The organism is Cupriavidus phytohabitans, from assembly GCF_000426345.1.
GTDB lineage: Bacteria > Pseudomonadota > Gammaproteobacteria > Burkholderiales > Burkholderiaceae > Cupriavidus.
In genome coordinates, this window is the sequence record NZ_AUFE01000024.1 from 58,577 (window position 1) to 72,252 (window position 13,676).

Consider the following 13,676-nt stretch of genomic DNA (forward strand, 5'->3'; position numbering starts at 1 on the left):
CAACCTAATTACTGGACCAAAGAGCCATGGCAAAAATCATCGTTGTGACCTCCGGCAAGGGAGGCGTCGGCAAGACCACCACCAGCGCCAGCTTTGCCGCCGGCCTGGCCCTGCGCGGCCACAAGACTGCCGTGATCGACTTCGACGTCGGCCTGCGCAACCTCGACCTGATCATGGGTTGCGAGCGCCGCGTGGTGTACGACCTGATCAACGTGGTGCAGGGCGAAGCCAACCTGCGCCAGGCGCTGATCAAGGACAAGAAGTGCGAGAACCTGTTCATCCTGCCGGCCTCGCAGACTCGCGACAAGGACGCGCTGACCAAGGAAGGCGTGGAGAAGGTCATCAACGGCCTGATCGAGATGGACTTCGAGTACATCGTGTGCGATTCGCCCGCCGGCATCGAGTCGGGCGCGCTGATGGCGATGTACTTTGCCGATGAGGCACTGATCGTCACCAACCCCGAAGTGTCGTCGGTGCGCGATTCGGACCGCATCCTCGGCATCCTGTCGTCCAAGACTAAGCGCGCCAGCGAGGGCGGCGACCCGATCAAGGAGCACCTGCTGATCACGCGCTACAACCCCAAGCGCGTGCATGGCGGCGAGATGCTGTCGCTGACCGACATCCAGGAAATCCTGCGCATCAAGCTGATCGGCGTGGTGCCTGAATCCGAAGCCGTGCTGCACGCATCGAACCAGGGCACGCCCGCCATCCACCTGGAAGGCAGCGACGTGGCCGACGCCTATGGCGACGTGGTGGACCGCTTCCTCGGCAAGGACAAGCCGATGCGCTTCACCGACTACCAGAAGCCGGGGCTGTTCTCCCGCATCTTCGGCAACAAATAAACGGTCCGGAGGCACATCCCAATGTCGATCCTTTCCTTCCTGCTGGGGGAGAAGAAAAAGTCCGCGTCGGTCGCCAAGGAGCGGCTGCAGATCATCCTCGCCCACGAGCGCACCGGCCATTCCGCCCCCGCCGACTACCTGCCCGCGCTGCAGCGCGAACTGGTGGCGGTGATTTCCAAGTACGTCAAAATCAGCGACCAGGACCTGCGCGTCAGCCTCGAACGCCAGGACAACCTGGAGGTGCTCGAAGTCAAGATCGAGATCCCGCAAGGCTGATCCGGGCCGGCCCGCGCGGCCGGTCCCCATCCGTTCCGCTACAGGCCAGGGCGCAGTGTCTGCGCCCTGGCCTGTCGTCTTTTGCGCACCGCCGTGGCCTCTCAGCCCAGTGCCCAAGCTGCATGGCGGCATTTGCGCGACGCACCAAAACTGGAATATGTAGCGGCCAGACAACGGATTCGCACCAAAATCCTGCTTGAAAGCCGGGCTTGGCGGACATTTGTGTCCTTACTGCTAACGTTTTGTTAAATTTTCGCCGGCGTTTACACGAAACGTAGACCTTCGTCCCTGCCGTGATCCGGCGGAGAACAGTACAAGACAGAAAAGGAGCACCATGAAGAAATCGGCCATCGTCCTCGCAGCCGGCAGCCTGTTGGCGGGTTCGGCATTCGCCCAGTCGTCCGTCACCCTGTACGGTATCGTTGACCAGAGCATCCGCTTCCAGACGAACTCGAGCGCCAACAACGACAACTCGTGGGAACTGACCAACGGCGCAGTGACCAACAGCCGCTGGGGCCTGAAGGGCAGCGAGGCCCTGGGCAACAACCTGAAGGCGATCTTCCAGCTGGAAAACGGCTTCGATCCGGACACCGGCCGTGCCAACCAGGGTGGCCGTCTGTTCGGCCGTCAAGCCTATGTGGGCCTGTCGGGCGACTTCGGCACGATCAAGCTGGGCCGCCAGTACACCGAAGGCTTTAATTTCTTCGGCGACTACGATCCGCTGACCATCGGCAACTACACCAACAACGCCTGGCCGTTCTTCCTGACCAACTTCCGTAACGACAACGTCGTCAGCTACGGCGGCAAGTTCGGCGGCCTGGACGTTGGCGCCAGCTACGGCTTCGGCGAGCAGCCGGGCAGCATGAGCCAGAACCAGTACTGGGGCGCGCGTGCCGCTTACACCTACGGTCCGTTCGGCATCGGCGGCGTGTACCAGGAAGTCCGCAACACCACCGGCCAGAAGCAGCAAATGTGGGGCGCTGCCGGTAAGTACTCGATCGGCCCGGCAAAGATCTTCCTGGGCTACATCGGCGGCCAGGACCGCACCGGCTCGGTCGACGCTTCGCTGAACTTCACCGGCGGCGCGACGCAGAACCCGGTCCCCGCTGGCGGCAACTTCGCGGCTAATCCGCGCAAGGACACCATCGGCTACATCGGCATGACCTACCAGGCCACCCCGGCACTGGCCCTGACCGGCGTGTTCTACGGCGACTACGTCGAGAACGTGAACGGCGTGAACGACAACAACGGCCGCCGCTACACCGGCGTGCTGCTGGCCGAGTACTCGCTGTCCAAGCGCACCCAGGTCTATGGCACCGTGGACTTCAACAAGGTCTCGGGCGGCACCATCACCGAAATGCCGGGCCGCAACAACCAGACCGGCGCCGCCGTCGGTATCCGCCACATCTTCTGAGCGTTACACGATCAGCAGTCGATGGCGAAAGGCACCTCCGGGTGCCTTTTTTCATGGGCGCGCGCCTGCCCTCATGCGGCAGCGCGCTCGATCCGTTCCAGCCGGTAGCCATGCGTGTAGACCGGCGTCAGCCGCAGCGCCCGCGACGCCTGCAGGCCGAGCTTGCTGCGCACGCGCGACACATGGGTATCGATGGTGCGCGACAGCGACGAGATCTCGCGCCCCCAGACCGCGGCGGTGATATGGTCGCGCGTGACGATGCGGCCCTCGTTGCGGAACAACAGCACGGCGAGGTCGAACTCCTTGGGCGTCAGGCAGACAGGATGTCCGTTGCAGGTGGCTGAGCGCATGGCGCAGTCGAAGGCGTATTCGCCCAGCCGCAGCGGGGCGTGCGGCGACTGCACCGCAGGATAGGCGCGCCGCAGCAGGCATTCCACGCGGGCCGAAAGTTCGGCGGGACGCACCGGCTTGACCATATAGTCGTCGGCGCCGGCGGCGAGCGCGCTGATGATGTCCTGCTCGGCATCGCGCCCGCTGAGAAACATCACCGGCACGCGCCGGTCGAGATGCGTGCGCACCCACGCCAGCACCTCGCGCCCGGACAGGTCCGGCATCGACCAGTCGAGCAGCAGCAGGTCGAAGCACGCATTGCGCAGCGCCAGCAGCAGCTTGCGGCTTTCAGTGAAGGTCACGCACTCATGCCCGCCGCCGGCAATGATCCGGCGGATCAGCGCCGCATCGGCGGGCGCGTCTTCCAGCGATGCAATCTTCTTTCCCATGTGTGGTCTCCGGCGACGTTTGCCGGCCAGGGCAGCGCACCATGGCTGCCGGCCGTAGCGGGTCATTTAAGACCGCGCGACCGGCGGGACGAATAGGAAAGACCTCAATTCAGGCTTTCAACAATCTTTTACTTCTTGCCTCGGCACCGTGCCCATAACATGGCATCGCCGCGGCGCCGGGCAACCGGCGCCGATGGCACAACCGCGTCAGCATTTGCGTTTGAGTTCCCGTTTGCATTCCTGCCCGCATTCTTTGCCGGTGGCACGCCCCGGCAGGAGCACGACCGTGAAGATTGCCTCGCTGCAGACCGATCCGACCCTTGCCATCCGCATCGAACAGACCCTGCGCCTGGACGGCCACCAGTGCCGCCGCTACCTGAGCGGCCGCACGCTGCTGGGCGCGCTGCACGCCGAGACGTTCGACCTGCTGATCCTCGATTGCGAAACGCCGGGAATCCCGGCACTGGATGTGCTGGCGTGGGTGCGGCGCTCGCTCGGCCATGACCTGCCGGTGATGCTGACCGGCGGCTCGAACGAAGAGGGCTTTGTCGCGGCCTGCTTTGCGCAGGGCGCCGACAGCTACCTGCCCGCGCCGCTGCGGCTGGGCGAGCTGGGCGCGCGCGCGCAGGCGCTGCTGCGGCGCGTGCGGCCGGCCACGCAGGCCTGCGACGTAGCGCATGGCGCGTTCCGTTTCGCCCCCTCGGAGCGGCGTGCCTGGGTGCATGGCAGGCCGGTGCCGCTGGCGCCCAAGGAGTTCGACCTGGCCGTGCTGCTGTTCCGGAATCTCGGCAGCGTGGTGCCGCGCCAGACCATGGTCGACCAGGTGTGGCGCCACCACGTCGAGCCGACCTCGCGCACGGTGGACAGCCACCTGTCGCGCGTGCGCACCAAGCTGTCGCTGTGGCCGCACAACGGCGTGCGGCTGTCGTCGGTCTATGGGCTGGGAAGCCGGCTCGATACCGCCTGAGCCGGCGGTCGCCGGTCAATCGGCCTTGATGCCGGCTTCCTTGACGATGCGCGCGTTCTCCGCGTACTCCTCGCGGATCGCCTTGGCGAATTGCGCCGCCGTGCCGCCGGTAGGCACTTCGCCGCCCTTGAGCAGGCGCTCGTGGACTTCCGGTTCGGCCAGTGCCTTGTTCAACTCGGCATTCAGGCGATCGATGATCGCCGCGGGGGTCTTGCCCGGCGCGAAGACGCCGAAGGTCGAAGTCAGGTTGGCCTTGGGATAGCCAAGCTCGGCGAGCGTGGGCACCTGCGCCAGGCTATCCAGCCGCCTGGGAGCGCCGACCGCCAGCGCGCGCAGGCGGCCGGCCTGCATATGCTGGGTCAGTGCCGGGCTGGCGTTGGTGCTCATCACCTCGAACTGGCCACCCAGCGCATCGTTCATCTGCTGGCCGGCGCCCTTGTACGGGATCAGCGTGATGTCGGCCTTCGACTTCTGCCTGACCTGTTCCAGCACCACATGGCCGACCGTGCCCAGGCCCGAGGTCGCCCAGCGCACCGAACCCGGCCTGGCGCGGGCCTGGCCGACCATGTCGGCGAAGCCCTTGCCGCTGAAACCGTTGGTGGCGACCACCAGCACCGGCGAGTACATCACGCTCATCACCGGCGCCACGTCCTTCTGCGGGTCGTAGTTGACGTGGCCGACATGCGGGTTCAGCGTCAGCGGGCTGGTCGAGGCGAAGCCGAGCGTATAGCCGTCCGGCGCTGACTTGGCGACGGCGTCGATGCCGATACTGCCGCCGGCGCCGGCCTTGTTCTCGACCACCACGGAGGTGCCCATCTGCGCCGACAGGCGCTCGCCGAGCGCGCGCGCCACGGTGTCGCTGATGCCGCCAGTCGGATAGGCGACGATCAGGCGGATCGGGCGGCTGGGGTAGTTGTCTGCGGCGGCGGCGGGCAGTGCGGCGGCGGCGAGCAGGCCGGCGGCAACGGTGGCTGCCAGCAGGGTCGGGCGGAACAGGAAGGCCATGATGTCGGGAATACCGGGAGAGGGTCTGGGGCGCGCCTTCGCCGGGCAGAGCCGCCGGCCGGCGCGCGACAGCCGCTATCTTAGCCGATCGGTTGCGCGCTCAACGGTGCTCAGCGAACCACTCAGCGCACCAGCGGGCGCTCCGGCACCCAGGAGACAAAGAGTTCATTGGCGCGGTCATAGAGGCGCCAGACCGTGCCGCAGTCGCGGCAGGCAAAGGTCAGCATGCTGAACGGCACGCCCGCGGCGCTCTGGCTGACCAGCGGCGCGGTATTGCGCAGCGCCAGGCAAGCAGGCGGCTCGCGCCGGCGTGGGTCGGCAGCCAGTTCCAGGCAGCGCTCGCAGGCCGGCGTGGCATTGGCCGGCGTCGGGACAGGCTGGGAGCTGACCGGAGTAAGCGGAGTAAGCGGAGGCAGCGGGGGCATGGCGGACTTCATGCTCGCCATGATGCCGCAAAACGCCGGCCGGCAGCAGTCCACCGCAGCAGCGGAAGTGCCCACGCACTCAGCTTGCCGCGCGCTGACCGGGCTCAGCAAGGCCCAGCGCCCCCCGCCGGCGACGGCATGCGCCCCACCCTGCGGCCCCGGCGCACCGGGAAGCCAACCGCGTCAGGCGTGCACGCGCTCGCGCAGGTCCGGCAAGAACACCGTCAGCAGCCCCAGCAGCGGCAGATAGGCACAGTACTCATACACCACGCGGATGCCGTGCGTATCCGCCATTCCGCCCAGCACCGCGGCGCCGATGCCGCCCATGCCGAAGGCAAAGCCGAAGAACAGCCCAGACACCATGCCGACCTTGCCGGGAATCAGTTCCTGCGCGAACACCAGGATCGCCGAGAACGCCGACGCCAGGATAAAGCCGATGATGAAGGTCAGCACCGTGGTCCAGAGCAGGCCCACGTGCGGCAGCAGCAGCGTGAACGGCGCCACGCCCAGGATCGATGCCCAGATCACACGCTTGCGCCCGATGCGGTCGCCGATCGGCCCGCCCAGGATGGTGCCAGCCGCCACCGCGAACAGGAACAGGAACAGGTGCAGCTGCGCGTTCTGCTGCGCCAGCCCGAAGCGCTCCATCAGGTAGAACGTGTAGTACGAGGTCAGGCTGGCCATGTAGAAGTACTTGGAGAACACCAGCACCATCAGCACCAGCATCGCCCGCACCACCACGCGCGCCGGCACCGCGCTGGCCGCGGCCCCCGCGGCCTTGCGCTTGCGCGCGCCCTGCGCCAGCTGGCGCGAATACCAGCCGCCGATGCGCCACAGCACCACGATGCCCACCAGCGCCGCCAGCGAGAACCACGCCAGGCTGGCCTGCTGGTGCACGATCAGCGCCGCCAGCAGCGGCCCCATGGCGCTGCCGCCGTTGCCGCCGACCTGGAAGATCGATTGCGCCAGCCCGTGCCGGCCGCCCGACGCCATGCGCGCCACGCGCGACGACTCGGGATGGAAGATCGACGAGCCCGTGCCGACCAGCGCCGCCGCAACCAGCAGCACGCCGTAGGTCGGCGCCACTGACAGCAGCAGCAGGCCGCCGAGCGTGAAGGCCATCGCCACCGCCAGCGAATGCGGCTTGGGGTGCTTGTCGGTGTACAGGCCAACCACCGGCTGCAGCAGCGAGGCGGTGACCTGGTACGTCATGGTCAGCAGCCCGATCTGCGTGAAGCTCAGGTTGAAGCCGCCCTTGAGCATCGGGTAGATCGCCAGGATCAACGACTGGATCATGTCGTTGAGGAAGTGGGCGAAGCTGATCGCCGACAGCACGCGGAAGCCGGTGCGTTCGGCCTGTGCCGGCGTGGCGGAGGTACTGGCTGCTGAGGCGCCGGCTGGCGCGGAGTCGATGGTTGTGCTCATTGGCGGCTCTCGACAAACGGAAAACGCCAGCGGGGGCGCTGGCCAGTCAGGACTGTGAGCAGGGATGCTAGCTGGCGCGCACGCGCCTGTCCTGCGAGAATGGGTCCGCAACCTTGGAGAAAAGGACATGCCGCGCGCGCTCCGTGCTTCCGACGACACTGCCCCGCCGGGCGACACCGACAGTAATCCGCCGCGCTACGTCCGCTACGACCGCAGCCCGATGCCGGTCGCCGCGATGGCCGCCGACTACCTGCCCGGCGAAACGACCAGGCCGCACCAGCACCCGCACGCGCAGCTGATCCACGCGGTGCACGGCGTGATGGTGGTGGCCACCGACGAAGGCCAGTGGATCGTGCCGCCCACGCGCGGCATGTGGATGCCGGGCGGCACCATGCACTGGATCCGCATGGTCGGCCACGTGCAGATGCGCACCGCTTATATCCGCCCGGATGCCGCGCCGGGCCTGCCGCAGCGCTGCACCGTGCTCGGCATCTCGCCGCTGCTGCGCGAGCTGATCCTGGCCGCGATCGACATCCCCCTGCCCTATGAACCGGATACACGCGATGCGCGCCTGATGCGCCTGCTGCTCGATGAAGTCCTGCTGGTGCCATCGCTGCCGCTGCACCTGCCGCGCCCGGCGGACGCGGGCCTGCGGCAGATCTGCGATGCGATCGTGGATACGCCCGACACCGCGCTGACACTGGCGGACTGGGGTGCAAAGCTGGGTGTGGATCCCAAGACCATCCAGCGCCGCTTTGCGCGCGAAACCGGCATGACCTTCGGGCAATGGCGCCAGCAGGCGCGGCTGCTGGCGGCGCTGGAAAAGCTCGCGGCCGGCAGCAAGGTGGTCGACGTGGCGCTGGATCTGGGCTACGACAGCCCCAGCGCGTTCGCGACAATGTTCAGGCGGCAGTTCGGCGTGCCGCCGAGCGCATTCTTCCGGTAGGCGTTTGCTTTCTCCGCTCAACGCCCCAGATAACGCTCCACCAGCCGCGTCCAGTACGCCGCCCCCACCGTCAGGTTCTCGTCGTTGAAGTCATACCCCGCGTTGTGCAACAGCGGCTGGTTGGCCCCGTTGCCCAGCCGCACGAAGCAGCCCGGACGCTGCTGCAGGTAATACGCAAAGTCCTCGCTGCCGGTGATGCGCGCGGCCTGCGATACCACCTTGTCGGCGCCGACCAGTTCCTGCGCCACCTGGCGCGCGAACTCGGTCTCGCGCTCGCTGTTCACCAGCACCGGATAGCCGCGCACGTAGTCGACCTCCGCCACCGCGCCATAGCCCTCGGCCTGCGAGATCGCCAGCTGGCGGATGCGGTTTTCCAGCGACGCGCGCACATCGGGGCTGAAAGAACGCACGCTGATCTCCATGCGCGCGCTGTCCGGGATCACATTGGGTGCGTGCCCGGCGTGCAGCGTGCCGATGCTCACCACCGCGGCCTCGTTCGGGTCCACGAAGCGCGACACTACCGATTGCAGCGCCATCACCAGGCTGCCGGCCACCAGGATCGGATCGACCGACTGGTGCGGACGCGCTGCGTGGCCGCCCTTGCCGCGGATGGTGATGGTGACGGTGTCGCACGCCGCCATGAACGGGCCCGAGCGGAACAGGAAGTTGCCCTGCTCCACGCCCGGATGGTTGTGCAGGCCGAAGATCGCGTCGCACGGGAAGCGTTCGAACAGCCCGTCGGCCAGCATGCGCTCGGCGCCACCGCCCGCGCCGATTTCCTCGGCCGGCTGGAAGATCAGGTGGACAGTGCCGTCGAAGTTGCGCGTACGCGCCAGCTGCCGTGCCGCGCCGAGCAGGATCGCGGTGTGGCCGTCGTGGCCGCAGGCATGCATGCGGCCTGCATTGGCGCTCGCGTAAGGCAGCCCCGTGCGCTCGTGGATCGGCAGCGCGTCCATGTCGGCGCGAATACCGATGCTGCGCCTGCCCTCGCCACATTTCAGCGTCCCGACCACGCCGGTCCCGCCCACGCCACGCGTGACCGCGAAGCCCCACGCATCCAGCAGGCTGGCGACCAGCCCGGAGGTGCGGACCTCGTCAAAAGCAAGTTCGGGATTCTGGTGGATGTTGCGCCGGATCGCCTCGAGCTCGGCGCGGCTCTCCAGGGTGTCGGCCAGCCCGCAGTAGCGGCGCTTGAGTGTGGTACCGAGGTAGGACTCGATCTCGGGGGCGTGCTCTGACATGACGTTTGCTCTCTGGCGAAACCTGTATAACCAGTATTTCACGCAGAAAACGCAAGCGAAATGCCAAGTGTGCGATTTCCTGTAAATCGATGCGATCCGGGCGTTTTCGACACCGGAACCGTTGCGCGCACGGCACGCTTTGTATGGAAACCCAACGCTTTGTGTGAAAGCGTTTCGACGGGGAACCATCGAAACGCGCGCTTTTTACCTGCGTTGCAGCATCGCGCAACGCGCGGCGGCATCACCTTGCCGGGTGACGCCGCGCCCTGCCCGGCTTGCGCCGGGACTGCGATCAGCGCTCGCCGTAGGCGACCACGCGCTGGCTCTGCACACCGAGCCCTTCCACGCCCAGGCGCATCGTGTCGCCCGCCTTCAGGAAGCGCGGCGGCTTGAAGCCCATGCCTACGCCCGGCGGCGTGCCGGTCGCGATCAGGTCGCCTGGCAGCAGTGTCATGAAGCGGCTGACATAGCTGACCACCGTCGCCACGTCGAAGACCATGGTCGCGGTGCTGCCCCGCTGCACGCGCTCGCCGTTGACCTCCAGCCACAGGCCCAGCGCCTGCGGGTCAGCCACTTCATCGCGCGTCACCAGCCACGGGCCGGCCGGGCAGAAGGTGTCGCAGCCCTTGCCCTTGTCCCAGGTGCCGCCGCGCTCGATCTGGAACTCGCGCTCGGACACGTCATTGACCACGCAGTAGCCGGCCACGTGGTTCAGCGCCTCCTCGCGCGAGACATTGCGCGCGACGGTGCCGATGACCACGCCGAGCTCGACCTCCCAGTCGGACTTCTCCGAGCCCAACGGCAGCATCACGTCGTCGTTCGGGCCGTTCAGCGAGCTGTTGGCCTTCAGGAACACGATCGGCTCGGCCGGCAACGGCATGCCGGCCTCGGCGGCGTGATCGGCATAGTTCAGGCCAATCGCCACAATCTTGCCGATGCCTGTCCATGGCACGCCGAAGCGCATAGCATCGGGCTCGCCTTCGACCACAGGAAGGGATGCCACATCCACTTGCGCCAGCCGCGCCAGCGCCGCGGGCGCCAGCTCGCCCGGGCCGATCTCGCCCACCACGCCGCTCAGGTCGCGCACGCGGCCCTCCGCATCGATCACGCCCGGGCGCTCGGCGCCGGGATTGCCTACTCGAACCAGTTTCATTGTCGTTGTCTTCCTTGGGGATTGTTCAGGCGGACTGCTTCAGGCCGGCGTCGCGCGCGCCGGCTTCGGCCAGCGAAGCCGCCACCACCGCGAGTACCTCGGTCGCGGTGTTTTCGGAATGCCGGCGCAGCACCTGCGCCAGGCGCGGCCTGCCGGGCTCGCGCAGCGCGGCCATGATTTCTTCATGTTCCTCATGCGACTCCTGCCAGCGCAGGGTGTCGGCATTGGCGGCGCCGCGCGCGCGGTGGACCTTGCTCATCAGCGTGGCGTAGACGCCGGCCAGCACCGGGTTGGCGGCGCCGTCGATGATCAGCTGGTGGATTTCCTGGTTGATGCGGAAATAGTCGGTGCGCCGCCCCGCGGCATGTGCGTCGATCATGGCCTGGTGGCGCCGCTCCAGCTTCGCCATGGCGGCGTCGCCCAGCCGCCGCGCCGCCAGTTCGCCGGCCAGTGCCTCGAGCCCGTGCAGGGTCTCGAAGGTAGCGCGCAACTCCTCCAGGTCGAGCGGCGCCACGCGGTAGCCGATGTATTGCCGGTGCAGCACCAGTCCCTCGGAGACCAGCACCTTGAGCGCCTCGCGCAGCGGCGTCTTGGAGACGTCGAAGGTTTCGCAGAAGGCGCGTTCGTCGATGCGGGCGCCGGGCGGCAACTCGCCCTCTTCGATCATGGTGCGCAGCCGGGCAGCGATGCCGGCGGACATGCCGAGGGTGCGCAGGCGCGTAGTTGGGGAAAGCGTTTGTGTCACAGACGTCACCAGATTGGGGAAATGCACCACGAGAAGGCTATCACATCCCAAAATTGTGCATCCGCAACATCGTAAAATCAATAACTTACGAGCGTTGTAATTACAGATTACGTATCTTATACTCCGGCCTGTTGCGCGACACCCATTAAAACCGCCCACCCAAGGACCGAGACAAGGAGACGCCGCCATGCAAACGACAAGCCAGGCGACAGTGTTGACGGAGGCCAAGACCTCCGTGCGCTGGAAGATTTTTTTGATGATGCTGTTCCTCATCGCGATCAACTACATTGATCGCGCCTCGCTCTCGGTGGCCATGCCGCTGATCGCGAAGGAATTCGACCTCAGTCCCACCATGCAGGGCCTGATCCTCAGCTCGTTCTTCTGGACCTACGCGCTGATGCAGGTACCGGGCGGCATGCTGGCCGACAAGTACAAGCCGCGCATCGTGATTGCCTGCGCCACCGTGTTCTGGGGGCTCGCCCAGACCATCGCGGCGTTCACCACCAATGCCATGTCGCTGATGCTGACCCGGCTCGGCCTGGGCGCAGCCGAAGCGCCGATCTACCCGGCCGGCGGCAAGCTCAACGCGATCTGGATGACGCAGAACGAACGCGGCCGCGGCGCCACGCTGCTGGACGGCGGCGCACCGCTGGGCGCGGCGCTCGGCGCCATCATCATCACGTGGCTGATCGCCTCGCTGGGCTCGTGGCGGCTGGCCTTTATCGTGGCCGGCGTGGGCACCGTGCTGGCCGGCTTCATGGCCTGGTACTACGTGCGCAATTCCCCGCGCGAGCACCGCGGCGTGAACGAGATGGAAGCGCGCTATATCGAGGAAGCGCAGGCCAACGAGCACCGGGCCGAACCGGCCAACCTGTCGGGCCGCTCGCTCGACTTCTTCAAGTACCGCTCGGTGTGGTGCATGGCGATCGGCTGGATGTGCTTCAACACCGTGTTCTACGGCCTGCTGACGTGGATGCCCAACTACCTGAACAAGGTGCACGGCTTCGACATCAAGCAGATGGGCGGCGCCAGCTTCATCATCTTCTTCAGCGGCTTTATCGGCGAACTGATCGGCGGCTGGATCGCCGACAAGTGGAAAGAGGCGGGCGGCCGTCCCAACGTGGTGATGCGCACGCTGTTCGGCATTGCCGCGGTCGTTGCCACGGCGTCGATCTTCTCGGTGGCCTATGTCAGCGACCCGATCATCGTGGTGGTGCTGCTGTCGTCCACGCTGTTCTTCCTGCGCTGGTGCGGCCTGTTCTGGTGTGTCCCGTCGATGCTCGGCACGCGCAACAAGGTCGGCTTCCTGGGCGGCGTGATGAACCTGGGCGGCAATATCGGCGGCATCACCGTGCCCATCATCGTCGGCATGATCGTGCAGTTCACCGGCTCGTACTTCCTGGCGCTGATGTTCTTCGCCGCCGCTGGCGTGGGACTGCTGCTGGCCTCGACCGCCATCGACTACGAGACCAAGATTCCGGTCTGATTCTCGCGGATCGCCGCGATCACCTGAATTCCAAGACGAACAGGGGGCCGGCAACGTCCCGGCCCCGCATCCACTCCTGAGACCACAACATGACCAAGCAAATCCGACTCGGCATGCTCACGCCGTCTTCCAACACGGCGCTCGAGCCCATCACCAGCGCGATGGTTGCCGGCCTGCCCAACGTCAGCGCGCATTTCTCGCGCTTCACCGTGACCGAGATATCGCTGCGCGACCAGGCGCTGGGGCAGTTCAACCTCGACAAGATCCTGGCAGCCGCCAGCCTGCTGGCCGATGCGCGCGTCGACGTCATCGCCTGGAACGGCACCTCGTCCGGCTGGCTCGGCTTCGACAAGGATGAAGCGTTGTGCAGGCAGATCACCGAGGCGACCGGCATCCCGGCCACCACCTCGGTGCTGGCGCTCAACGAGATCCTGGAAAAGACCGGCGCGCGCAACTTTGGCCTGGCCACGCCGTACCTGGACGACGTGCAGCAGCGCATCATCGCCAACTACGAACGCAGCGGCTTTCACTGCGTGGCGGAAAGCCACCTCGACCTGCACGTCAACTACAGCTTTGCCGAAGTCGAAGCGGACACCATCCGCGAGATGGTGCGCGGCCTCGCGCAGCACGGCCCGCAGGCGATCACCACGTTCTGCACCAACCTGCGTGCGGCGCACCTGGCCGAGGAACTTGAAGCCGAGACGGGGATTCCGCTGTACGACACCATTTCGACGGTGGTGTGGAAATCGCTGCGCCTGTGCGGCGTGGATACGCGCGAGCTGAAAGGGTGGGGGCGGTTGTTCCGCGAAGTGGAGTAGGTTTGCTGCAGGTTTGCCCCTCTCCCGCACGCGGGAAAGGGGCAAACCATCGCACGGCGAGACGCTGTGCAAATCTGCAATCGCCCTCCGCACGCCCGCGCATTGCCGCACCGAGCCCGCGATCCTAGACTGCCCACACGGCCCCACAACGGCG

General features: G+C 66.6%; 14 protein-coding genes. 7 read left to right on the top strand and 7 right to left on the bottom strand.

The window, feature by feature from the left end:
* The first annotated feature begins 26 nt into the window (after nucleotides 1-26).
* The 3 genes from minD (at nucleotide 27) to K309_RS0118455 (ending at nucleotide 2,532) form a co-directional block, all read left to right on the top strand.
* Nucleotides 27-842 (top strand): septum site-determining protein MinD, encoded by an 816-nt coding sequence (gene minD, locus K309_RS0118445; RefSeq protein WP_029047801.1) that lies wholly within the window; start codon nucleotides 27-29, stop codon nucleotides 840-842.
* Between the two features lie 21 nt (nucleotides 843-863).
* A complete protein-coding gene (gene minE / locus K309_RS0118450; RefSeq protein ID WP_006164360.1) occupies nucleotides 864-1,118 on the top strand; it encodes a cell division topological specificity factor MinE in 255 nt (84 codons plus the stop codon).
* Between the two features lie 334 nt (nucleotides 1,119-1,452).
* Nucleotides 1,453-2,532, top strand: coding sequence for a porin (locus K309_RS0118455; protein WP_029047802.1), 1,080 nt, complete (start codon nucleotides 1,453-1,455; stop codon nucleotides 2,530-2,532).
* A gap of 71 nt (nucleotides 2,533-2,603) precedes the next feature.
* Here the strand turns inward: K309_RS0118455 and K309_RS0118460 are convergent, their stop codons facing one another.
* A complete protein-coding gene (locus tag K309_RS0118460) occupies nucleotides 2,604-3,311 on the bottom strand; it encodes a response regulator transcription factor (RefSeq protein WP_029047803.1) in 708 nt (235 codons plus the stop codon).
* Between the two features lie 286 nt (nucleotides 3,312-3,597).
* On the opposite strand from K309_RS0118460, the gene K309_RS0118465 reads away from it, so the two are divergent.
* The gene (locus tag K309_RS0118465; protein ID WP_029047804.1) at nucleotides 3,598-4,278 is read left to right on the top strand and encodes a response regulator transcription factor; all 681 of its coding nucleotides are present in this window, start codon (nucleotides 3,598-3,600) and stop codon (nucleotides 4,276-4,278) included.
* A 15-nt stretch (nucleotides 4,279-4,293) separates the two neighbouring features.
* Here K309_RS0118465 and K309_RS0118470 read toward each other — a convergent pair whose 3' ends face one another.
* The 3 genes from K309_RS0118470 to K309_RS0118480 form a co-directional block, all read right to left on the bottom strand.
* Complete coding sequence (locus tag K309_RS0118470) at nucleotides 4,294-5,283, bottom strand: Bug family tripartite tricarboxylate transporter substrate binding protein (RefSeq protein ID WP_029047805.1); 990 nt, start codon at nucleotides 5,281-5,283, stop codon at nucleotides 4,294-4,296.
* Between the two features lie 122 nt (nucleotides 5,284-5,405).
* Nucleotides 5,406-5,729 carry a hypothetical protein gene (locus tag K309_RS0118475; protein WP_029047806.1) on the bottom strand — a complete coding sequence of 108 codons (324 nt, stop codon included), beginning with the start codon at nucleotides 5,727-5,729 and terminating at the stop codon, nucleotides 5,406-5,408.
* A 162-nt stretch (nucleotides 5,730-5,891) separates the two neighbouring features.
* On the bottom strand, nucleotides 5,892-7,133 hold the full coding sequence (locus K309_RS0118480) for an MFS transporter (RefSeq protein WP_051320506.1): 1,242 nt from the start codon (nucleotides 7,131-7,133) through the stop codon (nucleotides 5,892-5,894).
* Between the two features lie 127 nt (nucleotides 7,134-7,260).
* On the opposite strand from K309_RS0118480, the gene K309_RS0118485 reads away from it, so the two are divergent.
* Nucleotides 7,261-8,079, top strand: coding sequence for an AraC family transcriptional regulator (locus K309_RS0118485; protein ID WP_029047808.1), 819 nt, complete (start codon nucleotides 7,261-7,263; stop codon nucleotides 8,077-8,079).
* A 17-nt stretch (nucleotides 8,080-8,096) separates the two neighbouring features.
* On the opposite strand, the gene K309_RS0118490 is transcribed toward K309_RS0118485, so the two are convergent.
* From K309_RS0118490 to K309_RS0118500, 3 genes are all read right to left on the bottom strand, one after another.
* Complete coding sequence (locus tag K309_RS0118490) at nucleotides 8,097-9,320, bottom strand: M20 aminoacylase family protein (protein WP_029047809.1); 1,224 nt, start codon at nucleotides 9,318-9,320, stop codon at nucleotides 8,097-8,099.
* A gap of 292 nt (nucleotides 9,321-9,612) precedes the next feature.
* Nucleotides 9,613-10,473, bottom strand: coding sequence for a fumarylacetoacetate hydrolase family protein (locus K309_RS0118495; RefSeq protein ID WP_029047810.1), 861 nt, complete (start codon nucleotides 10,471-10,473; stop codon nucleotides 9,613-9,615).
* Nucleotides 10,474-10,498: 25 nt separating this feature from the next.
* Nucleotides 10,499-11,407 carry a GntR family transcriptional regulator gene (locus K309_RS0118500; RefSeq protein ID WP_232232418.1) on the bottom strand — a complete coding sequence of 303 codons (909 nt, stop codon included), beginning with the start codon at nucleotides 11,405-11,407 and terminating at the stop codon, nucleotides 10,499-10,501.
* Here K309_RS0118500 and K309_RS0118505 point away from each other — a divergent pair.
* Together K309_RS0118505 and K309_RS0118510 are read left to right on the top strand one after the other, a co-directional pair.
* Nucleotides 11,406-12,704, top strand: a complete 1,299-nt coding sequence (locus K309_RS0118505; RefSeq protein WP_029047812.1) for an MFS transporter — start codon at nucleotides 11,406-11,408, stop codon at nucleotides 12,702-12,704. The genes K309_RS0118500 and K309_RS0118505 overlap by 2 nt on opposite strands.
* A gap of 89 nt (nucleotides 12,705-12,793) precedes the next feature.
* Nucleotides 12,794-13,522 carry a maleate cis-trans isomerase family protein gene (locus tag K309_RS0118510; protein WP_029047813.1) on the top strand — a complete coding sequence of 243 codons (729 nt, stop codon included), beginning with the start codon at nucleotides 12,794-12,796 and terminating at the stop codon, nucleotides 13,520-13,522.
* The last annotated feature ends 154 nt before the right edge of the window (nucleotides 13,523-13,676 follow it).

What these genes read in the sequence shown, in the direction of transcription:
- K309_RS0118505 (WP_029047812.1), top strand. Translation starts at nt 11,406, where the DNA reads ATGCAAACGACAAGCCAGGCGACAGTGTTGACGGAGGCCAAGACCTCC.
- K309_RS0118470 (WP_029047805.1), bottom strand. Translation starts at nt 5,283, where the DNA reads ATGGCCTTCCTGTTCCGCCCGACCCTGCTGGCAGCCACCGTTGCCGCC.
- K309_RS0118480 (WP_051320506.1), bottom strand. Translation starts at nt 7,133, where the DNA reads ATGAGCACAACCATCGACTCCGCGCCAGCCGGCGCCTCAGCAGCCAGT.
- K309_RS0118500 (WP_232232418.1), bottom strand. Translation starts at nt 11,407, where the DNA reads ATGGCGGCGTCTCCTTGTCTCGGTCCTTGGGTGGGCGGTTTTAATGGG.
- minE (WP_006164360.1), top strand. Translation starts at nt 864, where the DNA reads ATGTCGATCCTTTCCTTCCTGCTGGGGGAGAAGAAAAAGTCCGCGTCG.
- minD (WP_029047801.1), top strand. Translation starts at nt 27, where the DNA reads ATGGCAAAAATCATCGTTGTGACCTCCGGCAAGGGAGGCGTCGGCAAG.
- K309_RS0118460 (WP_029047803.1), bottom strand. Translation starts at nt 3,311, where the DNA reads ATGGGAAAGAAGATTGCATCGCTGGAAGACGCGCCCGCCGATGCGGCG.
- K309_RS0118490 (WP_029047809.1), bottom strand. Translation starts at nt 9,320, where the DNA reads ATGTCAGAGCACGCCCCCGAGATCGAGTCCTACCTCGGTACCACACTC.
- K309_RS0118485 (WP_029047808.1), top strand. Translation starts at nt 7,261, where the DNA reads ATGCCGCGCGCGCTCCGTGCTTCCGACGACACTGCCCCGCCGGGCGAC.
- K309_RS0118495 (WP_029047810.1), bottom strand. Translation starts at nt 10,473, where the DNA reads ATGAAACTGGTTCGAGTAGGCAATCCCGGCGCCGAGCGCCCGGGCGTG.
- K309_RS0118510 (WP_029047813.1), top strand. Translation starts at nt 12,794, where the DNA reads ATGACCAAGCAAATCCGACTCGGCATGCTCACGCCGTCTTCCAACACG.
- K309_RS0118475 (WP_029047806.1), bottom strand. Translation starts at nt 5,729, where the DNA reads ATGGCGAGCATGAAGTCCGCCATGCCCCCGCTGCCTCCGCTTACTCCG.
- K309_RS0118455 (WP_029047802.1), top strand. Translation starts at nt 1,453, where the DNA reads ATGAAGAAATCGGCCATCGTCCTCGCAGCCGGCAGCCTGTTGGCGGGT.